This is a genomic window from Sphingobium fluviale (assembly GCF_004122115.1).
In the GTDB taxonomy this organism is placed as follows: domain Bacteria; phylum Pseudomonadota; class Alphaproteobacteria; order Sphingomonadales; family Sphingomonadaceae; genus Sphingobium; species Sphingobium fluviale.
Genome location: NZ_SBKP01000017.1, coordinates 1 through 22,765 on the forward strand (window position 1 = coordinate 1; position 22,765 = coordinate 22,765).

General features: G+C 62.3%; 16 protein-coding genes and 1 pseudogene. 9 read left to right on the plus strand and 8 right to left on the minus strand.

Annotation, left to right across the window (positions count from 1 at the left end; translation table 11 throughout):
- Positions 1 to 121 precede the first annotated feature (121 nt).
- The 3 genes from EQG66_RS13315 to EQG66_RS13325 form a co-directional block, all read right to left on the minus strand.
- The gene (locus EQG66_RS13315) at positions 122 to 1,561 is read right to left on the minus strand and encodes an SNF2-related protein (RefSeq protein ID WP_129405075.1); all 1,440 of its coding nucleotides are present in this window, start codon (positions 1,559 to 1,561) and stop codon (positions 122 to 124) included.
- A gap of 140 nt (positions 1,562 to 1,701) precedes the next feature.
- A complete protein-coding gene (locus tag EQG66_RS13320; protein WP_129405076.1) occupies positions 1,702 to 5,187 on the minus strand; it encodes an ATP-binding protein in 3,486 nt (1,161 codons plus the stop codon).
- A complete protein-coding gene (locus tag EQG66_RS13325; RefSeq protein WP_245988093.1) occupies positions 5,174 to 6,427 on the minus strand; it encodes a metallophosphoesterase family protein in 1,254 nt (417 codons plus the stop codon). Before EQG66_RS13325 ends, EQG66_RS13320 begins: the two co-directional genes overlap by 14 nt.
- Positions 6,428 to 6,663: 236 nt before the next feature.
- Between EQG66_RS13325 and EQG66_RS13330 the strand changes: the two are divergent.
- Positions 6,664 to 7,437, plus strand: a pseudogene (locus EQG66_RS13330) (ArdC family protein); the annotation flags it as partial.
- 42 nt (positions 7,438 to 7,479) lie between these two features.
- Here the strand turns inward: EQG66_RS13330 and EQG66_RS13335 are convergent.
- Entirely contained in the window at positions 7,480 to 8,301 is an 822-nt protein-coding gene (locus tag EQG66_RS13335) for an ArdC family protein (protein WP_129405078.1), read from the minus strand.
- Positions 8,302 to 8,382: 81 nt separating this feature from the next.
- Positions 8,383 to 10,497, minus strand: coding sequence for a ParB/RepB/Spo0J family partition protein (locus EQG66_RS13340; RefSeq protein ID WP_020819396.1), 2,115 nt, complete (start codon positions 10,495 to 10,497; stop codon positions 8,383 to 8,385).
- Between the two features lie 152 nt (positions 10,498 to 10,649).
- Here EQG66_RS13340 and EQG66_RS13345 point away from each other — a divergent pair, with 152 nt between their 5' ends.
- Positions 10,650 to 11,516, plus strand: a complete 867-nt coding sequence (locus tag EQG66_RS13345) for an arginase family protein (RefSeq protein WP_021222983.1) — start codon at positions 10,650 to 10,652, stop codon at positions 11,514 to 11,516.
- A gap of 204 nt (positions 11,517 to 11,720) precedes the next feature.
- On the opposite strand, the gene EQG66_RS13350 is transcribed toward EQG66_RS13345, so the two are convergent.
- On the minus strand, positions 11,721 to 12,332 hold the full coding sequence (locus tag EQG66_RS13350; protein WP_020819394.1) for a PAS domain-containing protein: 612 nt from the start codon (positions 12,330 to 12,332) through the stop codon (positions 11,721 to 11,723).
- Positions 12,333 to 12,365: 33 nt separating this feature from the next.
- Positions 12,366 to 12,740 carry an NAD(P)H-dependent oxidoreductase gene (locus EQG66_RS13355; protein WP_328588205.1) on the minus strand — a complete coding sequence of 125 codons (375 nt, stop codon included), beginning with the start codon at positions 12,738 to 12,740 and terminating at the stop codon, positions 12,366 to 12,368.
- Positions 12,741 to 13,017: 277 nt separating this feature from the next.
- Here EQG66_RS13355 and EQG66_RS13360 point away from each other — a divergent pair, with 277 nt between their 5' ends.
- The 4 genes from EQG66_RS13360 (at position 13,018) to EQG66_RS13380 (ending at position 18,648) form a co-directional block, all read left to right on the plus strand.
- On the plus strand, positions 13,018 to 14,271 hold the full coding sequence (locus EQG66_RS13360) for a metallophosphoesterase family protein (RefSeq protein ID WP_020819392.1): 1,254 nt from the start codon (positions 13,018 to 13,020) through the stop codon (positions 14,269 to 14,271).
- 3 nt (positions 14,272 to 14,274) lie between these two features.
- Positions 14,275 to 17,724, plus strand: coding sequence for an ATP-binding protein (locus tag EQG66_RS13365; RefSeq protein WP_020819391.1), 3,450 nt, complete (start codon positions 14,275 to 14,277; stop codon positions 17,722 to 17,724).
- A gap of 364 nt (positions 17,725 to 18,088) precedes the next feature.
- Complete coding sequence (locus tag EQG66_RS13375; RefSeq protein ID WP_020819389.1) at positions 18,089 to 18,358, plus strand: CopG family ribbon-helix-helix protein; 270 nt, start codon at positions 18,089 to 18,091, stop codon at positions 18,356 to 18,358.
- Positions 18,307 to 18,648: a type II toxin-antitoxin system RelE/ParE family toxin gene (locus tag EQG66_RS13380; protein WP_223308239.1), complete on the plus strand. Its 342-nt coding sequence runs from the start codon at positions 18,307 to 18,309 to the stop codon at positions 18,646 to 18,648. Before EQG66_RS13375 ends, EQG66_RS13380 begins: the two co-directional genes overlap by 52 nt.
- A 428-nt stretch (positions 18,649 to 19,076) precedes the next feature.
- Here EQG66_RS13380 and EQG66_RS13385 read toward each other — a convergent pair whose 3' ends face one another.
- Positions 19,077 to 19,925, minus strand: coding sequence for a DUF7146 domain-containing protein (locus EQG66_RS13385; protein WP_066521295.1), 849 nt, complete (start codon positions 19,923 to 19,925; stop codon positions 19,077 to 19,079).
- Between the two features lie 171 nt (positions 19,926 to 20,096).
- Between EQG66_RS13385 and EQG66_RS13390 the strand changes: the two genes are divergently transcribed.
- The 3 genes from EQG66_RS13390 (at position 20,097) to EQG66_RS13400 (ending at position 22,750) form a co-directional block, all read left to right on the plus strand.
- Complete coding sequence (locus EQG66_RS13390) at positions 20,097 to 20,279, plus strand: hypothetical protein (protein WP_020819384.1); 183 nt, start codon at positions 20,097 to 20,099, stop codon at positions 20,277 to 20,279.
- Between the two features lie 207 nt (positions 20,280 to 20,486).
- Complete coding sequence (locus tag EQG66_RS13395; RefSeq protein WP_015460581.1) at positions 20,487 to 21,683, plus strand: AAA family ATPase; 1,197 nt, start codon at positions 20,487 to 20,489, stop codon at positions 21,681 to 21,683.
- Complete coding sequence (locus EQG66_RS13400) at positions 21,680 to 22,750, plus strand: ParB/RepB/Spo0J family partition protein (protein WP_025160828.1); 1,071 nt, start codon at positions 21,680 to 21,682, stop codon at positions 22,748 to 22,750. The genes EQG66_RS13395 and EQG66_RS13400 overlap by 4 nt, the downstream gene beginning before the upstream one ends.
- The last annotated feature ends 15 nt before the right edge of the window (positions 22,751 to 22,765 follow it).

Here is a 22,765-nt window from a genome sequence, read left to right on the forward strand (position 1 = left end):
CTCAATAACGCCATGTCCAACACTCCAATATCCCCTGATCACCAAAGACAGGGAAGCGTTCAAACATGGGTCACTTCTCAGTGGAAATTACTCCCCACACCGGGTCAACTCTCAATGAAAATCAACAGAGCAATTCGAAGAAGTCGAAATCGAGCTCGGTCAGGATTGTTTCGGCGGTCCGTTGTTCCGGAGGCAGTTTCGACCAGCGGTTGAACGCGGCCTGGGCTCTGCGGAAGATTTCCTCAACGCTGGATGTGGTGTTCAGCTTCTCGGAAAGAATGTCGGATTGACCTTCATAGGCGAGGGCCAGCTGGTTGCGCAGGTCATTGAAGCGGTTGTTGACCGGGGTCGCCGACAGCATGAGGACTTTGGTTTTGACCCCGGCCCGGATGACCTGGTTCATCAGCTTCTGATAACGGGTTTCCTTCTCCTTGAAGGCGTCATTGTTCCTGAAATTGTGGGATTCGTCGATGACGACGAGGTCGTAATTGCCCCAGTTTACCCGGTTCAGCGGGATCCCGTTCGAGGTGCCCGATGTCCGCGACAAGTCGGTATGGCACAGCACATCATAGTTGAATCGGTCCCGGGCGAAGGGGTTGGTTTTGAGATTGGTGCTGTAGTTGAGCCAGTTGTCCGTCAGCTTCTTCGGGCAAAGCACGAGAACCGAGCGATTGCGCAGCTCGTAATATTTGATGACGGCAAGCGCGGTGAAGGTTTTGCCGAGGCCTACGCTGTCTGCGAGAATGCATCCATTATAGGTTTCCAGCTTGTTGATGATGCCGGTTGCCGCGTCGCGCTGGTAGTTGAACAGCTTTTGCCAGACCAGGCTCTCCTGATAGCCGGTGCGGTCGTTCGGCAGGACGTCCTCGTCAATGTCTTCCAAAAACGCATGGAAGATATTGTAGAGCATAATGAAGTAGATGCGCTCTGGGGAGTTCTCCTGGTAGACCGAGGCAATGTGATCGCAGATCGCATCGGTTACATCTTCGACCCGGGTCGGATCCGACCAGATTGTGTCGAACAGCTGAATATAGCTCTGCGTGTGAGACGCCTCATCGAACCGATTGACGAAGTTTGAGACGGCATTGCCGCGAGCGTAGCCAAGGTCGACAGCCGTGAATCCCGATAGCGGCATGTAGGCAACCGCGCCTGCCGCGCCATCTGCCGAAAGGAATTGCTGCATAGGCGAGCTCGATGCATTCGACTTGAAACGCGCCTTTTTGCGAATCCACTCCGCGCACTCGCGCGCGACAGCGCGCTGCGTCAGTTGGTTGCGCAACTGGATTTCAAACTCAGATCCTGTCAGCCCAGCGACGCGCTTGGCCTTCGGTATGAAGAATTCGCGGCGCTCGCGAGCTTTCCCGTCGGTTGCGCGTTCTGCGGTGAATGTCTGCTCAGTAAACAGGAATTGCAGTTCGTCGATTTGCTGCAACTCTTTACGGAGAGCCTCGAACGCAAAGATCGAAAAGCTGGACGCGGCAATCCGAAGGCGTTGCCCTCGCTTGAGGTCCTTTTTCAGCTCATCTCCGAGGAGGACATTGATGTTATCGATTATCTGCAAAGGTCACCGGATTCGCAAAGATTGAAGAGGGCCGTTGGGTTGCGGTTCTCGATCGAGTGTTCCGCATTCGTGCGAGGACCGTAATCCGACCAATGGTTTGGCGAAACGCGCCGCTACCCTTGCCTCCGTTCGCACAGACCTCATGTCGCACGATCCAGATCGATGATGTTTGCAAGGCCTCGTTGCGCCAGCGGTTCGGCGAGGGCCCGGACGCTGCGATGGTGCGTGAACAGCAGGACCTGGTTGGTCTTGCCAAACTCGGCGAGCAGGTCGAGCGTGGACCGGCTGCGCTCATCATCGAAATGCACCAGAATGTCGTCCGCAATGAAGGGCAGCGGCTCAGTCGCACTGGCATAATTCTCAAGACTTGCCAGCCGGAAGGCGAGGAAAAGCTGGTCGCGGGTGCCGTCGCTCATGGTGGCAACCGCAGCGATACCGCCATTGGTTCGCCGTCCAACCACGACTGGATGGCCTTTGTCATCGATATCGGTTTCGATACCGGCAAACTCACCGAGCGTCGTTGCCGTGAACAGTTCCCCGGCCCGCGCAATGAGCGGATCTTGCTGTTCTGCGCGGATCGTTGCCATGGCCGACGTCACCAATTCGCGCGCAACCGATAGCTCGAGATAGCGTTCGAGGGCGAGATGCATCTGCGCTGCCGCCGCTTCGCGTTCGGCAACGGCGTGATTGACCTCGCTCTGGCTCAGATAGGCAGCAAGGTCGTCCTTTGCCGCCTTCTCGGCGAGAATGGCTGCCTCGATTTCGCTCTCGATCTCGCTAGCACGCGATGTCTGCTCGGACAGTTCCGCGCGAACCTCATCGAGGTCGCGTTCATCCCATTCCGCCCGCAAGGAAGCGAGATCAAGCTTGTCGCCCACGTCCGTCGCGGTGCGTTCCGCCAGAGCGATCTCATTGCACAAAGCCATACGTGCTTCACACCGTGAAGCTGCGTCCAGAAGGGCCCCATCATCGCCGCCATCAAGTTTTGCCGAAGCCGCGAGCCGAGCCAGCTCCTCCCGAGCGGTGCCAAGGGCCTCTTGCGCCTGGTCGGCCTCGACCTTCGCCTCTTCAAAGTCGGGCAGTACCCCGTCATATTGCGTTTGCGCTGTTGCGTTGTCGGTAAATCGGGCCAGCACCATCTGCGCTGCAACCACACAGTCTTCGCCGATCTCGATGGCGAGTTCGGTCGCGAGGCTGCGGACATCCTTCGCAAGGCTCGTCTCGTCGTCGTCCATGCGCTTTAGCCGCTGGCGGGCCTGCCCTATTGCCGTAAGCACACCGCGTGCGCCCACCCATTCGGTGACCGCACTGTTGGCATCTGCCGGCGAAATGTCGGGTTTGAGCCCCAGCGCACCTGTTGCCGCAGGCCATGCCGCATCCCAGGCGGCCTGTGCGTCCGTCAATTGTTGCACTTCCGCCTCAACCAGCTTGTGCTGCCGCGCCAAGTCCTCCCGGTCCCGCGTGTCCCTGGCATACTCGGCATGTGCTTGTTCATGCCGGGAAATGGCGTTTTGCACCGCGCTGACCCGGGCCGCGAACGACAATGTGGTATCGAGCTTGCGGCTCTGTTCGATTCGCTCGAGCAGCTCAACGGCCGGCGCAAGCTGGGCCTCTTCCAAAGCCAGTGCATTTGCCGAATTCCGCAAGCGTTCTGATTCATCCAGCACCAATTGTCGGGCCTGGGCAAATTGGAGCAGCGACGCCAGTTCCGGGTGTTTGACCAGAACTTGCGGAAAACTGTTCCCCCATTGCGCGATGCGCACTTCGCCTTGTGCGACAAGCGCGGCCGTCTCGGCCTCTGCCGCGGTAACCGCAGCCCTTGCCTCCGCGACGCGCCGCAACGCGAGTGCGAGCGATGCAGCCCGTTCTGCCTCTGCCGCGCGGCGATCGGCAAGTTCGTCTGCAGACACGATTGCCGTTTCCAGACCGTCAGCAATAGCGAGGCGAGCAGCGCCGTCATCGGGCAGCTGTCCCGCGACATATGCCGTCTTTATCGGCCTCCAGGCATCGGCGCGCAGGCTGCGCGCCTCGGCAAGAGAGGCATCACTTGCAATGGTCCCGGATGCCTGAAGCGCGCCAATCTCAGCCTCACCGGCTGGAATCTCGCGCTCGGCCTGTCGCTTCAGCTTGGCCTGATCCTCGATCTGCGAGGTCAATGTCTCGCGCGCGGCCTGCTCACTGCGAATATCGTCAACGCTGGGGCATGGCAGGGTGGCAAGCGCATCGATGGTATCGAAGCCAAGCGCCTTGAGCCGTCCGGTCAATGTTGCGCTGTCAGTTTCCAGCGCCTGCTGACGTGCCTGGTGCGCCGACTTCTGAGCCGCAAGGCTGGCAAAGGCCGATGACGACGCCTCGGGCGGAGCATCATGCCCCGCCAGGCGTGCCGCTTCCAAACGATCTTCAATTGTCGCAAGCGAAGCCGCCAGTTCGCCAAGGCGCTTTCTGGCAGAAGCCAGACTTGGACGGCGCTCCACCATCTCGTCGGCAGCCGAGCGCACAAGATTGAGGGCAGACTGGTCCGGGATCAGTGGTGCAAGGTCCGCATCGGCCGGCAGGCCAAGCATCCGGCGCAGCGCCGCCAGTTGAGCCTCGCCGTCATCAATCTCGCGCTGACGATTGGCACGATCGGACCGGGCCTTGCTGACGTGAAGGGCGCGTTCGCTCAGATCACGCACCCGCTGTTCGGCGGCTTTGAGACCCGGATTCACCACCAGCGCATCAAGCCGTGCCTTCAGGCGGTCCCGCCGCTCGATCGCGCCTTCGAGCCGCGTTTCAGCCTTTTTGCGCTGGTCCAGAGCAGTCCGCATCTTGGCCGCGAAATCATCCGGGAAGGACGCGACATCGTCGTAGCCGACCAGATCCAGTGTAAAGTTGGCCAGCTGACGCAAATAGGGCACGACTCGCAGGACGCGCTCCAGCCGGGACGTCGATGCGCCGAGGCTGCGCCTCTCTGATCGCAGGGCCTCGAGCTTTTCCGCGGCTGCGAGCGATGCCTTGCGCGTCTGCTCAAAGGTTTCTCGGGTCAGTTGCGCGCCGCGTGCCGTCTTCTCGGCTGCCTCGAATGCCGTCAGCTGCTGGTAGAAAACACGATTTACCGACCGCCTCGTATCGAAGAGCTTGTCCGCTTCGCCGTCGATACCTTCGAGGCGAGATACCAGCGTGCGCAAGCCGCCGCCTGCTTCGACGATCAGACGCCCGATGTCGCCATCGGCGTGAAGCAATCGCTCCCCGCCGTTGCGCAAGGTTTCGTGGTTCAGACCAAAGAGGGTTTCGAACCGCTCTCGTGTGATGGCGCCCAGCACCGGCGCAAGGACGGTGTCATCGAGCGCCGTTCCAGACAGGTCAGCCAGTGTCTTGCCGTTGCCCTTGCGGCGCTTGAGCGTCACCGTGCTACCATCTGCCATTAACATCGTGGCCCCGATGCGCATGCCATCGTAGCCGAACAAACTGCCACGCTGGGTATTCTTGGGGATCGAGAACAGGAAGTCGCTGATCGCCTCGAGACAGGTGCTCTTGCCCGCTTCATTGGCACCGTAGACCAACGTGAGGCCCGCTGTTTCAGGAATGGCGAGCTCGCGACTGGCGCAGCCGCCATATTTCTCAAGGCTGAGTTCAGTCAGGCGCATGACCAGCCTCGCTGACTAGACTGCGCGCAAGGGCTGCGGCGCGTTCGGGTATCTCGGCGCGCATCTGCTCAATGAATGCATCGGCATGTGCGCCGGCGGGCAGTTTCGTCCGAATCTCTGCAAGCCGCGCTTCGAGAACTTGCGCAATCGCGCTGTCCTGGCTGAGGCGGGTCACTTCCTGATCAAGCTTTCCAGCCACCGTTGGATCGACCGCGTCCGGGGCTTCAGGATGGGCCGTTTCCAACCTCAGCTTTTCGAGCCAAACGTCATCCGAGAGCGTTGCCAGCAGTGTTTCCACGTCCTCCCGGAAAGCGGTGCGCTCGAGGATCAATCTGGAATGGAGCGGTGTCGTTCCAGTCACGGTCAGGCGCAGGGCAAGGGGCCGTCCATCGGCCTGCTCTGCGCCTTGGGCGATATGGCCGCGAATGAGATCCAGTAACTCCGGGTGTTCGCTCGTTCCCGACACATCAACTGTGATCGATGCCCAGCGCACCACATCCAGCGCGCGATGCTCGAGACTGATGACCCTGCCGTCATTGACTTTGACCAGGACGGCCCCCTTGGGCCCCGTCTCTCGTGGGTGTCGGCCCTGAAGATTGCCGGGATAGACGATGTGCGGGTGCTCGCCGAGCACGGCATGGGCGTGGACGTGGCCTAGCGCCCAATAGTCATAGCCATGATTGGTGAGCTGCTCGGGCGTGCAGGGCGCATAGCGGGCGTGAAGACCTTCGCTGCCCGCACAGGCCGTATGGAGAACGCCGATATTGAACAGTGCTTCGGTTGCTGCCGGATATTCGCGCGCCAGATCTTCGGAGACGTCCGGGCGGGGGAAGCTCCGCCCATGGATCGCGACCCCGACATCATCGAGACGATGTGTGGCGGCCTTGGTCTTAGGAAAGACATGGACATTGCCGGAAAGGGACAGCTTGTCGGCAAAACGATTGGCGGAGTCATGGTTTCCAAGGACCATGAACACCGAGATGCCAGCTTCGTCCAGCCGGCGCATTCCCTCCATGAAGTAAAGACCCGTCTGGAAGTTACGCAGATCGCCATCAAAAATGTCACCGGCCAACAGCATGAACCGGCAGCCCTCATCGACCGCAAGGGCCACCAGGTTATCGAAGGCCTCACGCGACGCGGCCTCGACGCGCGCGGCATAATCCGCAGATTTACCTGCCAATCCAAGTAATGGACTGTCGAGGTGAAGATCAGCGGCATGTACAAAGGTGAATTCGGTCAATCGAAGGCCTCCCGTTTCCAACATGGCACGAACCACCCTAAAATGTCTCGATAAAATCGGTCCAGCGCATGTGGAGAAAGCCTTCCCCTGCTGCTGAGCCCGTCCGGTCTCAACAGACCCCTTCGTGCGGGACTGGCGCCCCGCAACGCCCCGCGAGAGGAAGAGAACGGGATGGCCCCGTGACGGGCTGAGAGCGGCGAGAGAGGCTCGCTGCGGGTCCGTCGCGGAGACCTGCCATGACGCAACGACATGTTGCCCGCTCAAACCCTGAGCGGATCAATCTTTACCAGCAAATCACCGACCGGATCATCGCTGATCTCGAGGCTGGGCGCGTCCCATGGGTTCAGCCCTGGGGAACGGCCAGTGCCGGCATCGGCATGCCGCACAATGCTGTCAGTTCCCGTCGATACAGTGGCATCAATGTGCTTACCCTCTGGCATGCCGTCGTGTCCCGAGGCTTCTCAAACCATGCGTTCCTGACGTTCCGGCAGGCTGCGGCCTTGGGGGGCTCGGTGCGTCGCGGCGAACGCGGTGTCGGTATCATCTACACCCGCCGCTTTGTGCCCAGCAGCGAACGTCGCCGAGCGGATACCGAAGGCACCGCAACCAGTGGCGGGATTCCGTTCCTCAAGCATTTCACGGTGTTCTCGGTCGACCAGTGTGACGACTTGCCCGAACATATCTGTCTCCCACCGCCGCCCATCCCGGATGGCCTGATCCTGCCGCACGCCGAGGAACTGATTGCCGCGACGGGCGCCGATTTTCGCATCGGTGGCCCGTCCGCTTATTACAGCCCGGGGCATGACTATGTCGCCGTGCCGCGGCCCGACGATTTCCATGAGCCGATCAACTGGCATCGCACGGCTTTTCACGAACTGGGCCATTGGACTGGCCATGCTACCCGACTTGGCCGCGATCAGACCGGCAGCTTCGGCTCCAAGGACTATGGCCGCGAAGAATTGATCGCCGAAATGGCGGGTGCCTTCGTCTGCGCCGCGCTTGGGATTGTGCCAAGCGTTCGCCACGCTGATTACATCGGCTCGTGGGTGAAGTTATGGCGAGGTGAGCATAAAACCGAGCCAATGCGCCACATAGCTCGCATGACTGTCATGGAGGACGTTGGGCAGACCAAGGTCAGCACAGCAGAGCCCCGCCCCGATCTCGGCGACCAGTTCTTCGAACGCATAGGCCTTGTCGCCGAAGCGCTTGCCGAAGGTCCGTGCGAGTCGGCTGGAATGGCCCGACCAGTGAACCGTCTCGTGGCAACGCGTGGACGCATAGTGATCCATGCTGCGGAAGGCCGTTCGGTTCGGCAGCTGGATATGATCGAAGGTCGGTGTGAAGTAGGCTTGGTTTCCGCCATGGCGAACGTCGGCAGGGATTCCCGTGAAGAAGGCGTCGATCGCCGCCTGCCGCTCGGACGGGATCAGAGGCTGCTCCGGTTCGTCAGAGGGGTAGAAATAGGCTGGAAGACCGTCGATCTGATCGGCGTTGAACACGATGTAATGGCGCAGGAACCGGATGCTCCGCTCCACTTGCTTGCCGGTTTCGGGGTGCTCCTCACGCTTCTTGAACGAGGAATAATAAACCGAAAGCGCGCCGGTTTGACCCTTGCGGACGTGCCCGCCTAGCGTTTCCGCCTGGCGCCAGGTCATCCAGTAACGCGAACGATAACCCTGGGCATCGCCGAGCGCCCAGAGATAAAGCGTATTGATGCCCTGATACGGCGTGCCGCAATGACGCAGCGGGCGTCCGCCCGCCCCGTTCAGCCGCCAGGGCCTCGACCAGGGCGGAACACCCTCCTCGAGCTTGCGGATGATGAGGTCGGTGATTTCGGCGGCGACATCGCGGCTCGTGCGTTTCGCAAGGGACATGGCGCTTCTCCGTGCGGAAGGGGAAAAGGCCGCCGGCACGGGACCACGCGCCGGCGGCAAGGCATCCAGGAGAAAGCGGCGTCAGGCCGCGAGAGCGTCCTGATCGGGCGATTCCGCTTCGATTTCGCAGGCACCGGACACTGTCTCGTCGACGCCAGCCACGCCAACCTCTTCGGCATCCTCGGGCTCGACGATCGCCTGCTCTTCAGGATCGCCTTCGGCGGGTTCGAGATCGTCCGCCTCGGTCTTGTCGAGGAAGCGCATGGCGTCGGGCACCCAGGCAAGCGCCGCGTCCCGGACCTCGGGCTCGACGATCGCTTCGCCCGCGAAGAGCTTCGCGCACGATTCCGAGATCTCCGACTTCTTCATCGTCGCGTGGCGCGCGGTCAGCGCCGCGCCGCCGACATCGGCGAGCAGCGTCAGGATCGAGCCCTTGCTGATGCGGTCGAAGAAGTTCTCGGATGTCGGCCGCCACCAGCTTGCGACATCGACATCCATGATCGTCGCCAACCGGTTGTGGAGCGGACACTGCTCGGCGCGGTAGCTCGCCTTCGCTTCGAGCGACATCGCCACGATGTAGGCGAGCCAGGCCGCCTTGCTGTCGTCGTCGAGCGCCCGGAACGCCTCGAACCGGTCGACCTCGGACTTGTGCTCCAGCCAACTCGCATCGAGCCCGTCATGGGCTTCGGCGAGATAGCCCCGCGCGCGGGTCGTCGGCTGGTCGCCACTCACCGGATCCTGCGGCGAGCGAGCGCGAATGGTCGAGCCATAGGCGCTGAACGTGCTGGCGCGATCGTCAATCATGACGAAGAGCGCATAGTCGAGCGCCAGGGCCGGATGGCTGAGCAGGGTCGCTGCGAGCACGTCGCGCCGCTGCATCGCCAGCTCATCGTAGAGCCGGGCGCTGAGCGGCTTGCCGCCCGGGGCGATCGCTTCGGGCGGCGGAGCAGGCGGCGTGTAGCTGCCGCCCGGGCCGGTCGAACCGCCACCGCCGGCACCATCGCCGTGGTCGTCCTCGCCGTTTTCATCAGCGCCGCCGATGCTGACCGGTTCCTCGCTATAATATTCGGTGTCGAGGACCATCTCGCCTCTGGGCGTCAGCTTGAGAAACGCGCCGACGAGCGGCTTGATCTCGTCAGGCAGCACCGGCGGGATGTTGTGGAGCGCGTGTTCTTCCTCGGACAGGGCATCATATTCCTGGTCGAGCGCCTTGTAGGCATCCTCATCGATGGTCTCGTCATCCATCTCCTCGGCGATGGCTTCCTGCCGCTGTGCAATCGCATCGAGGCGGGCCAGCTGCGCCTCGGTGAAATCAGGCTGCGGCAGGATCACCCGGTAGAGGCCGGTCGCCGCGCTATGCGTGTAGTTCGACGCAATCGGCCGGATCCAGGCGAGACCGAGTTCCTCGCCGATCCGCTTGGCTTCCGCTTCCATGATGTCCGCGGCGAGCCGCTGCGCGATCTCGGGGTTCACCCACTTGTCGCCGCTGTCGCTGAAAAGGTCGCGGTCGATCTTGCCGCCAGCCTCGGCATAGCGGTCCTCGCCGACCAGGATCGCGACCGGATCGGTCGACTTCATCGTTTCGTTGGCGATGACGCGGCGGATAGTGTCGGCATTGGCATAGCTGGTGCCGTAGCTGTTCCAGACGAGAAGCTGCTTCTCCTGGTTTTCGGTCGAGGCATAGGCCTTGGCGACGTCCAGCGTGATGGTGCCTTCGCTCAGCGCCTCGAAGATGGGCTCGGCCAGGGTCGCGAGCCGCAGGCGGCCCTCGACGAACCGACGGGTGAGGCCGAAGCGCTTGGCGACACCGTCGATATCATTATTGAGACCGATGAAATACTGGAACGCGCGGCATTCCTCGGCAGGCGTCATCTTGAGCTGATGGAAGTTGGCCGCGGTCGAGGTCTCGGACAGGGTCGCCTCGTCGCCGACGAGAACCTTGACGGGAACATCGTAGGTTTCAGGGTCGATGGTGCCGCGCTCGGCGAGCATGAGCAGACCGCGCAGGCGGCGACCGCCATCGAAGACCTCGAAAGTGCCGCGCGGCTTTTTCACAGGCGTGACGAGCAGGTTCTGGAGTACGCCGCGAGCTTCGAGATCGGCGGCCATCTGCGGTATTTCCAGCAGGTCGTCGGGCCGCCTGCGGACATTGATGGGAGAAAGCGTAAGCTTCGAGAGCTTAACGGTCGTGGTCATCGGAGGAACTCCTTCTGGCATCCGGATCAGCCCGGACACCAGCATCACTCCCCCTTCCCTCTCGAACCCCGGGGCGCCCCGTGGGCGTGGCTTTTTTCCGCCGGACAACCTACATTGTCTTCTCTTCCGGCCTCGAAAGAATATGATCTGCGGTGACCTCCACGACGCTCCGTTTGAACATGCCGCAATGGCAGGGTGGCGATGAACCCGCCTATAGCTTTGGTTCCGAATTGTTGCGCTGGCTTGCCCCGCCGCATGACGGCCCCGAGGAAACCGTGGCGGTTCCGGAACCGGACGGAAGCTCCCCGCCGGTTAGCCGTGGCATCAAGTGGTGCGCCGCCCTCTTGTCTCAAGCAAGAGCGGCGCGCGAAGCCATCGAGCGGCATGCGCCCGATCGGATCGTGACGCTTGGCGGCGACTGCCTGGTCGATCTTGCGCCGATGGCGTATCTAAGCCGCAGATATGGTGAAAAGCTGGGCGTTCTCTGGCTCGATGCCCATCCCGACGTGATGAGCGCTGCCGAGTTTTCGCACGCCCATGCCCATGTGCTTGCCCTGCTGCTTGGCCGGGGCGACGAGGCTTTCACGGCAGAAGTGCCCCGCAAGCTGGACGCCCGGCGTGTGATGATCGCCGGCATGCAGGGATGGAACGCGGATGAAGACCTGATCCTGAAGGAACTGGGCATCCGGCATATCCCGCCAGCCGTCCTTGCTGACAGCAGCCGGCCGATCCTCGACTGGATCGAGACCGAGGGAATCACGCATCTTGCGGTACATTTCGACCTCGATGTCCTCGATCCGGCTCATTTTTCTCCGCTGCTGTTCAACAGGCCGGGCATGCCGGAGGGGGCCTTCGATGGAATAGAGCAAGGCCGTATGCAGCTGGACCAGGTGGTGCGCCTGTTGAAAGAGATCGGCGCGGCAGTGGATATGGTTGGCCTTGCCATCGCCGAACATCTGCCATGGGACATGCTGCGCCTGAGAAACAGCCTTGCCGAGTTACCCATCATGAAATCATGAAACTCACTGTGGGCTGAAACCGCCCCGAGTTTCGGAATACCAATGGCGCACCACTCGCGAAGCTATCCTCGCCGCTTTGGACACGCCCTCCCCCCGATCTCGAGGTAAACGTCGTCACCGCTACGCGATGCTTCACAATCTGAATGTGACGGACTTCTCCTGTGAGAGCGGCGCTGACCGCCGATGAGACGTCATTAGAGGGTGTCAATGACCAACGAAACCCGCAGTGCCGACTGTTTCGGTGACATCTCGTGCTTGATGCAGAATGCACACCAGCTGCGCTTCGTCATTCAGGATCGGAACGGACACCGTCTGCCAATAGCGCTCGAGAAACCGGCCATCGGAACCCCGCAGGTCATAGCGCTGTGCTTTCATGGCATGCTGGCGCCGTCCCTGTGCCGCGATGCGGATGGAATCAAACAAGCCTGCGACGCCGGTTGCATCCTCAAGATCCGGATTATCCGGAAAGACGTCAAAGAGCCTTTCTCCGGCCACTCTGCTGCGCTCGGTATAGGTGATGGCAGTATGCGCATCGTTGACGTCGAGGATTCGCATACCAGCCCTCGGATCGATGATCATCGTAGGCTGGGTAGAGGTCTCCGTCAGGCGTTGAAAAAGGCTCCGATCACATGATGATAGCGCGCCAAATTCAATAGGATATCTCTGCACGCCAAGTGCGGCGGCGTTGAGCAATGCAAGCTCGCGTTGAATTGAACGGATCTGCTGCAGCAGATAGCTGCGCTCGGTGTCGGCAACGTCTGCGCCCAGGCAGGCCCTGAATTTCTTCAAGTTTTCGTGCAGGATGAAGCGTTGCACATTACCCCCTAAGGTTTCAATTGTGCCTCGGATCTATGAACTTCTCCGGTCCCGAGAAGTTTCCCCGACTCGCTGGCATCTGCAACGCAATAAATACACTGAATGACCTCTGAGCACAGGAACGTCTCCGAGCCATAGTGGGTAAAGGATGACCACATGATTCGCCCAGCGAATGTCTGTCTGGGCCTTGTGAATGGCGGCGGCGGGCGCATTGTCCCGCCACTCCCCGGCCGATCGCAAGATAGGGAAATCAAGTTCTGCAATCTCGATCCGGCGCACTTCATGGCCTGCCGCCTCGCCGCCCGCCGCATAGGCATCCGCAAGCGCATGAACGTACCGGGTCCCGTTTGGGTCGGGATGCCCATCGATAATCGTGATGCGGGTCATGACATCTCCTGAATCCGCCATCCACGCATCGTCGTGCAATTGGGATTATCCCGGAGTGTCGGTGGCGACAGGCACCGGCCAGCCGAGATGAAATCACTTGAGCTATGAGGGGGAGCGTTTCTTCCTCGCAAGAGTCGGGAAACTGGCGGAGGAACCCTGATTACAATACATGCGACTGTGCGGAACGCATGGCCAATAGCTCTGCGGCCATGTTGGGGGTGTTCTCCCATGGGGCACTACACAAACGGAGGATCGCGGTGACCCAGAGAATATCGCCGCTTTCGAGGGGGGAAGAGTTTTGAGCGATTTTCGTTTCCTGCATGCCGCCGACATTCATCTCGACAGCCCGCTCCATGGCCTGTCGAGATATGAAGGTCTGCCCGAGGACGACATAAGAGGAGCCACCCGCGCGGCTTTCGACAATCTGGTACAACGCGCCATCGACGAAGATGTCGATTTCGTCGTGATCGCTGGCGACCTCTTCGACGGTGAGTGGAAGGACATGAGCACCGGCCTCTATTTCGCCCGCGCCATGGGCCGCCTGGATCGGGCCGAAATCCCGGTGTTCCTTCTCGCCGGCAACCATGATGCCGCCTCCGTCATCACCCGCAGCATTCCCTGGCCGCCCAATGTCCGCCTGTTCAGCGCGCGCCGACCGGAAACCCATCTGCTTGCCGAGCTCCAGGTCGCGGTCCACGGACAGAGCTTCTCGACACCGGCTGTCACCGACAATCTCGTTCCGTCCTATCCCGCCGCTGCGGAGCATCACTTCAATATCGGGATGCTGCACACCGCGCTGGCAGGCCGGAAGGGCCACGCCGATTACGCGCCCTGCAGCCTGGATGATCTCAAAGCCAAGCAATACGACTACTGGGCGCTCGGCCATGTCCATCAACACGAGATCGTGTGCGAGGCGCCTCATGTCGTCTTCCCGGGCAACATCCAGGGTCGCACGATCCGCGAGACGGGCCCCAAGGGCGCGGTGATCGTCACCGTGGAGGATGGTCAGGTTTCCTCCATCGATCGATTGGATCTGGATGTGATCCGCTGGCTCGCGGTCGATATCGACTGTACCGACGTGCCGGCCGATAGCATTGCGGAACGCATGCGCTCGGCGCTTCTTGAAGCGTGGCAGCACGGCGGCGATGGATTGCCGCTCGTTACGCGGCTTGTGCTGACGGGCGAGACCGACAGCGCCGGCGCGCTCATCGACAGCGCCGCGGACCTGCGCGACGTCGCGCGCGCCGTGGCCGCTTCGATCTCGCCCAATCTCTTCATCGAGAAAGTGAAGCTGCTCGTGACGAAGCCCGCCGCCGCCGGTGAGGTGATTGTCGGCGACGATCTCGCTGCCTTGATCGATCGGGCCGCCACCGATCCTCAACTGCACGAACTGCTGGCCGCGGACCTTGCGCCCTTCCTGCTCGCGGCGCAGAGCCTGCTCCCCGATGCCGACGAAGCGGACCTTCGCCGCTATGCCGGCGACGGCAAGTGGGACGCGGTCATCGGAACCGCCGCCCAGGCGCTCCGCTCGCGTTTGACGAAGGGGGACTGAGCGATGCGGTTCGCCACCCTGTCACTCGAGCGTTATGGTCGTTTCGAGGATTGCGAGCTTTCCTTTCGCCAAGGCGAGCCCGATCTTCACGTGGTGTACGGCGCCAACGAAGCGGGAAAATCGACCTCGCTTGCGGCGGTCTCCGATCTGTTGTTCGGTTTCCCGGCACGGTCTCCCTACAACTTCGTCTACGACTACGCCCTGCTGCGCGTTGGGGCCGTGCTCGAGGACGAGGGGCACAGCTTCGCTTGTCGCCGCAAGAAGGGGACGGCCGGGACACTGATCGATGCCGAGGATCGTCTCCTCGACGAAGCTATGCTGCTCGCCATGCTGCGGGGGCAGACGCGCGAGACATTCGCACTCTCCTTCAGCCTCGACCAGGATGGCCTGCGAGCGGGCGGGCGGGCCATGGTCGAGGCCCGCAACGACCTGGGCCGAGCCCTCTTTGCCGCAGGCTCCGGGCTCACGGGTGTTGCGGACGAATTGGCTCGCCTCGAGAGCGAAGCCGATGCGATCTGGGGACAACGCGCCGCGGCGAGGCGGAGCTTCACGCAGGCCCAACGCGATTTCGAAGCGCAGACCCGAGCAGTCCGGGACCAGGCCCTCAAGCCGAAGGCTTGGCTCGATGCCAAAGGCGCGGTCGCGGACGCCCAGCAGATGCTCGAAGAGGTTCAGCGGCGGCGCGACGAAGTTCTTGCCGAGGTCAGCCGCCTCGAGCGCATCCGCCGGATTGCGCCTGCCGTCCGTCTTCGCAGCGACCATCTCGCGGCGCTTGCCGCCCACATGGATACGATTGATATCGGGCCGCAGCGCGAGCACGCCGCCGAAGCGGCAATGGCCGAGATGGAGGCCGCTTCGCGTGCAAGGGCCGCCGCGCAGAATCTGGTGAACGAAGCCCGGGCACAGATCGAGGCGCTTTCTCCTGATCCGTCGGTCCTCGCCCACGACGCCGAAATCGACGCGCTGATCGCTTCGTCGGGCGCGGTGACAAAGGGTCAACAGGACTTAGCGCGTCTGAGCGAGGAGCGATCCGCATCGGGAGGTCTTGTCGCCCGGCTCCGCGCCGAAGCCGGCGCGCTCGCCTCCGATCCCCCCACCCGGATCGTAAGTTCCAGACTGCGCGAAATCGCGCTCGGTCATGCCGAGGATCTCGCGGCGCTCCGGCAGATCGACGAGAGTGAGCAGGACCTGGCTGAAAGGCGTGTCGCGATCGAGCGGAAGATTGCGGATCGCCCCCAAACAGGAAATCTGACCGCGATCGTAACGGCGATCGACCTTGCCAGGACCCTCGGGGCCGATGCGGACGCGCGCTGCGAACTGGCGCAGCGCAAAGCCGACCGGGCCGCGGCCAGCCTGGACGTGGCGCTCGCTCGGCTCACGCCCTGGAGCGGGGACGCATCGGCCCTGGCCGCGCTTCCCAGACTGGCACGGCACGAAATCGAAGACGTGCGATCCGTCCTTGCCGAGGCCGAGACCGATCTGCAGCGGGCAACAGACGCCGCTTCGCGCGCCCGCGAAGAGGCCGAGGCGCTCTCGCTCGAAATGGAGCAGCTCTCGTCGGGCGCTGCGGTGGCTGACGAGGAGATCACCGCGGTTCGAAGCGAGCGCGACGCGTTCTGGCGACCGCTGCGCGCGCACATGCGGCAAGGCATGGCCCTCCCCTCCCCTGATGAAGCTGTCGATGCTTATGAGACGGCAGTCGCTCGAGCAGATGAACGCGGAGATGCCCGCTACGCCGCCGCCGACGAGTCGAGCCGTCTGACGGTCATGGGTCAACGCCGGACCAGGCTCCTTCTGGCCGCTGACCAGGCGGACACGCGCGCGCAGGCGGCAAGCGATCGTCGCGAAAGCGCGCTGACGGGCTGGGCACGAAAGTTGGCGGAGGCGGGCTTTCCGGCGTTGGAGCCCAATCGGTTCCTCGGTTGGGTGTCCGAGCGGGAAACGGCTGAAGCAGCACATCAGGAGGCAATCGATGCCCACGACGATGCCAGGGCGATCGTTGCGCGGCGCAATGAATTGCGTGCCAGCCTGGTCGCCGCCCTCGCAGACGAGTCGGTGCCCAAGGGAGAAGACCTCCTGCCGCTGCTCGCCTTCGCCACACGGATTCGGCAAGCCGGCGAGGCGGCCGCCGAGCAGCACAGACTCGACGAGGCCGCACTCGTACAAATCGGGCAGGATGCGGAAGGTCTGCAGCGCCGCCGCACGCGTGTCGATGAGAGTATGGCGACGCGGATGGAGGCCTGGCGCGCGCTGCTGGTCGAAGCGGACATCGATCTCGACATAGCCAGCGCTCCGGCAACTCTCGACGTCCTGGACGAGCTCAGAGCCGCGATTGCCGCGCAGCGAGACCTGCAGACACGCATCGACGGCATAGCGAGAGACGCGCGTGAACATGACGAAAGCGTTGCGGCCCTAACCGAAAGGCTGGGGATTGCCGCCTCGGGCGGCGGAGTGACGCTACTCGAAGGGATGCGGGCCCGGCTCTCGGCGGCGCGCTCGACCGCAAGCGTCCTGGAGGCACTCGAGGAAAGCATTGCCGGCCGAAGCGCTGAGATGGCGGCCGAAGACGCACGGCATGCTGCGGCCTGGGCTTCGCTGACCGCGCTTCTGGAGGAGACGGGCGCTACCGACCTGCAGGGCCTGGGTGCGGCCATCGAGCGTTCGCGAGCAGCGCGCGCCCTGCGCCACGCGGTCAGCGAAGCGGAAGCCGCGATCGTCGCGGCGGGCGACGGCAAGGGACTGGATGAGCTTGTCGCGTCCCTGGAAGACGTCGATGCTGACGGTCTGGCCGTCCGAATCCAGTCGCTCTCGGGGCAGCTGACCCAGCTCAACGATGAGGTTGCCACTGCCGCAAGCGCCCACGGCGATGCCAGGAGAGTCTTTGCCGGTCTGGAGGCGCAAAGCGGCTCGTCCGCCGACGCGGCCTCGGATGCCGAGCAGGCCCGGGCCGAGCTCGCTGTTCTTGCCGAAGATTTTATCCTGAAGCGAACCGAGGCCGTCACGCTACGCTGGGCGATTGAACAATATCGCGAGCGCCATCAGGATCCCATGCTGCTGCGCGCAAGCGAGATCTTCCGCCGGCTGACGATCGGGCGGTATGCGGCGCTGCGGATCGACAGCGACGGACCCAATTCACGGCTCCTGGGGTTGCGCGACGATGGCAGGACCGTGGTGGACGTCGGGGCGATGAGCGAGGGAACCACGGACCAGCTCTTTCTCGCGCTTCGCCTCGCAGCTGTCGAGCAATCCATCGCGGCCGGTGTTCGCCTGCCCTTCCTCGCGGACGACTTGTTCGTCAATTTCGACGATGAGCGTTCCGAGGCCGGTTTCAGGGTGCTGGCGGAACTCGCGCGATCGACGCAGGTGCTGTTCTTCACCCATCACCCCCATCTGGCGGCGATCGCCCGATCTGTCGTCGGCGAAGACCTTCACTCGGAATGCTCCCTGGCCTGAGACAGCCGAGCGACCTTCAGATCAAGCCGCCCTGGACTGGCTGTTCGAATCCGGAACGCGCTGCTCCGACACTCTTTCGGCGCTTTGTGTACGCAACCTGCAGCGGCACCTGTCCTCGTCCCATTCGATGCGCGCCAGCGAATATCGGTGCCGCTGGCAATTGCCCGACGGCTTCGATCTAAGGCCGCATGACGTGGCGGAGGCTGCGGAAATGCGGCAGCGGGTCAAGGACGCCTTGAAGGACGGCAAATAGCGGAGCGCGGCCTCCAGCGCCTTCGCCCGGTTCTCGACTCCACGGCTCCCCAACTTGCGTTTTCTCGTCAGTATGATTATATTTTAATCGGACTGATAACAGGTGATAAACATGGCGACCGAGACGAAGGTATTGACCGCGCATGTCCCTCTGGGGCTCGCGGAAAAGGTTGAAGCAATGGCCTCGCGACTCGAACGCTCGCGCGGCTGGGTGGTGAAGCAAGCGCTCGCCGCCTGGGTCGATCAGGAGGAGGAGCGTCACCGGATGACGCTCGAAGCCCTGGAGGATGTCGATGCCGGACGGGTGATCGACCACCAGGCGATCACGGCATGGGCCGACAGCCTTGGGACGGACAAGCCGCTACCCTCGCCGGTCAAATGAAGATCCAGTGGACCAGCAAGGCGTCGTCGGACCTTGTGCGACTGCACGAGCATCTGGGTCCGGTCGCCCCCGAAGCGGCGGCGCGCGTGGTCCAGCAACTCGCCCACGCACCGGATCGGCTGATCGATTATCCGAGGATCGGCGAGAAGCTGGAAGCCTATGAGCCGCGCGAGGTCCGCCGGATCATCGTCGGCAACTACGAGATGCGCTACGAGATCGCGGCCGGAACGATCTTCATACTGCGCCTCTGGCATTGCCGCGAAAACCGCAACTTCGAATCGGAGCAGTAGCGAGGATGCGATCGACCACCGCCGCAGTCGGCCGGACAGCCATTTCAGAGTAGCTCTCACGGGTTCCGCCAGTCCCGGTTGACCGACGATGGCACCAGGAATGTGGTCGGCTTCGATCCGCTGAAAAACTTGCACTTCGGCTTCACGGTCGGTGGGAAAATGGGGTGCGAGGTCTCGCCTCTCCTCTTCGCCGCCAGCGAACCTCGGCTCGCTCACGCACAAAATCGAAACAGAGACGGCGTCTTTGTTTCCGTCCAATCGGCCGTAATCACTGGCGTATGCCAAATGATCGGCTGCTGCCAGATCGCGGCGCGGCCATAAGCCATGCTTCACGACCCCAGTGAGATTCGCAGCTTGGGTGAAATGCAGCAGGAACCGCACGTCGCGGTCCAGGGCGATCGAGCGGATATGCGTCCTGCGGGCCTCGTTCATCGCAATGATCCCATAGACGCCTCCAATACCTCCGCCCAGTCTTTGACGCCGCGCGGCGCCATCCACGTTATCTCAAGACCGGGCCGAGCATATCGCAACGCCGCGCGTGCCGCCGCCAGTTCACCTTCGGCGTCATTGTCGACGGCGAGGATCAAGGATGTCAGACCTTGCGGCAGCAGGATCTGATCGAGACGCCGTGCACCCAAGCTCGCCCAGCAGGGAGCTCCTTGAATGAGGGTGAAGGCCCGCGCGGTTTCGAAGCCCTCGGCAAGCGCCAGGCAAGAAGCCGCCCGCCCTCCCCCTTGCCATGCCCCCTGCCCTGGCCGCCCCAGCATGAGCTTCATGCGGTACTTGCCGGTTTCCCGGTCGAGGAAGATGCGCTGGATGGCAGTCAGTCGCCGCCCTTCGCGCACGGCCACGAGCAAGGCGGGATGGAACGTGGTCCAGGGCTTGGGACGATAAGGACAGCGTGGATGAAATCGGAGATCATCGGTAGGCGGCTCGAGATGCCGCAGCGTCAGGTAACGCTCAGCGAGAGTGCCCGGGATCGGAAGCCCCTCCTCCCAGAGCCGTGCGGCATTGCCCGAAGCGCGCGCGGGCATGTCCCGGTAGGAGTAGTGTTGCCGGATCGGTATCCGGCGCAATTCGCGCAGGACATCTTCGCGATCACAACCGGCAAAGCAAGTGACAAGAATACCGCGATCGCCCTGACGGATCGAGAGGCTTGGTGTGCTATCAGCATGCGCCGGGCACAGGCACATGGCGGTGCGGCCATGCCAGGTGCCACCGAGAGCACCTACGAGATCGATGAGTTCCTGGGATGGTCGTCGGGCTGTAAGCGGCATGGCATTCCTCCTGCTTGCATGCCCCTGCCCCTCTCCCTCTTTCTCCCGGCCATCAGATCGCGGTCTATCTGTGCTCCGGGCTGCGTGCGCGGATCGAGGAAGCGCGAATAGCCACCGGGGTGCACGGCCGGTTTGCGGATGGGATTTCCTGCGAGCGGAATGAATGCCTCGATGGCGGTGGGCCTTGTCGCCGCCTATTCGAGCGCCAGGAGAACATCGTCAGCGGCAGTTCTGGCCCTGTCCGATTCGTGGACCACCGCCAACTCGGATGCCGCCGGGAAGGAATTTGAGTTCCATTCTCGAAGCGGCGACAAGACCGATCTATGCTTGCCGCCAATTCTGGCGATCACTTGATTCGCATGGAAACCGGAGCTTGTCCGTTCGCCCGGAATGATCCCGGACTCTCCATCTGAGAGCAGCGTTGTCCTTGCATGATGGCGCCAGCTGCTACCAATTTGACTAACCACCATCCTTTTGGCATAGCTGTCCGGGATAAGGGGTCTTTTTTCGACCTTTTTCACGAACCAAGGCCAATTTGGGTTGAGAAGGGGGACAACGCCCATGCTGTCGGGTCAGATTCTCGATGCGATGATCACCTCGTGCGAGAATGCAAAAACCGTTCTGCGGCAAGCGGCGATAGATCCATCCGACAGGAAAACCCTCAATATTTCAATGGGGGCCTCGGTCGCCGCGGAGTTTCTGGGGAGGACGCCCGAAGCCCTGTCCAAGGCGGAAGCGCGTGGACGCCTTCCTGCGCCGAAGACGTCCGCCAACGGGCGCAGATATTACACGGTCGAGGATTTGATCGCGATTCGCGAAGCGCTCGGTATCAAGATGGGCAAATTGCCGTCCGAGCGAGCGGTCGTCGTGGCCGTGCAGAATTTCAAGGGCGGTGTCAGCAAATCGACCACGGGCAAGCACCTTGCCGATTATCTTGCCCTGCGGGGTTACCGGGTTCTTGTCGTGGACTGCGATCCCCAGGCTTCGATGAGCGTGATGTTCGACGTCAATCTCGAGGCCTTGGTCGACGAGACCCATACGCTGTCGAATTTCCTGTCGCCGCGCATCGACGAAGCGGATTCGCTGCGCAAGACGATCCAGAAGACAGCCTGGCCCAATATCGACATCTGCCCGGCGAACCTCGGCCTGCAGGACACCGAATGGGAACTGACCGCGACGATCGAGGAAGGACCGACAGCGATCGCGGGCGCGTTCCGCATGCTGCGGATCGGACTGGAGGAAGTTCGTCACGACTATGACGTCGTCATTCTCGACCCTCCCCCGGCCATGGGGTTTCTCGGCGTGAACACGCTGACTGCGGCCGATGGCCTGTTGATCCCCGTCCCTGCCCGGCAGCTCGACTATCTGTCGACCATTCATTTCATGCAGACCTGCCGCGAGGCGATGGATCTCGTCTCCAAGTTCGACACGTCGATCGACTATGGCTTCATTCGGGTCGTCTGCACGATGTTCCAGCCCAGTCGCACGAACGAGGCGCAGATGCTCCAGGTCATGGAGAAGACCTACGCCGGACAAATGCTCTCGACACCGATTCTGCTCTCGGAAGAGATCAAGAATGCGGGACTTTCGATGTCTTCGATTTACGAGATCAACAAACCCTACGGCTCGCATCAGACCTATGTTCGCTGCCGCGACAATCTCAACATGGTCTTCCGCGAGGTAGAGAAAGACATCTGCAAGCAGTGGCCATCGCGGATGGCGCAGCTTGGCACCGATCGGTTGACGGAGGCCGCATGAGCAGCGCGGGGGGCAGACGGCGGAGTCTCTTGGCGAACGCCATCGAAAGCATCGGCACGACACCGCCCCCGACACGCGCGGCCGATGGTCCCGTCGCCGGGGATCACGCGGATCGAGAAAAGCCCGCCGAAGAACCGGCGACACCGTCCTTCCTCGAACGGCGCGGGGTTGCGTTCGATGAGATCGCGCGCACCGTCAAGCGCCTCACCATTCGCCTGAAGCCGTCGGAATGCTCGATCTGGCCAGGCAATGCGCGCGACTATGCGGCGCTTAGCTATGACCGCTGCGCCTCCCTGATTGAATCGATCAGGGAGGAAGGAACCAATCGCGAACCGGTGGTCGTCAGGCGAACCCCCAATGCCGAACAGCCCTATGAGCTGATCGTCGGCACACGTCGTCATTTTTCGATCTCCTGGCTCCATGCGAACAACCATAGCGAGATCGAACTCGTAGCCCGGATCGAAACGCTCGATGACGAAGGCGCCTTCCGTCTCGCGGACCTGGAAAACCGGGAGCGCGAGGACGTCACCGATCTCGAGCGGGCCCGAAATTATCGGCACGCGGTGGAAGCCTATTATAAGGGCGTCAGGGCGCAGATGGCCGAGCGCCTGGCGATCCCCAAGCAGAATCTTCACAATCTGCTGCAACTCGCCGAACTCCCCGACGAGGTGGTGAGCGCATTTGCGGAACCAGGCGACCTGAAGGTCCGTCACGGCATGCGCCTGTCGCCGCTCATCAAGGATGAGCGCTATCGCGACGCCATTCTCGGTGAGGCGGCCATAATCGCCGCCGAGCAGAAAGAGCTGCTGGCCGCCGGCGCGGAAAAGATCGAGGGCAGCAAAGTCTGCGAACGCCTGGCCGCGGCCGTGACACCTTCCAGGCCTGCGCCTTCGCCAAAGGCGAAGCCGGCTCTGACGGCAGCTTCGGGCAAGGAGATCGGACAAGTTCTCGCCGATACCAAGGCGAAGGGCATCACGATCAACATCAATCCAAAAGGCCGCGCATCGGTCGATGAGATTCTGGACGCACTGCGTCCGGTCATCGAGAGCGCGAGATTTGCGCGATAATGAGAATCCACAATA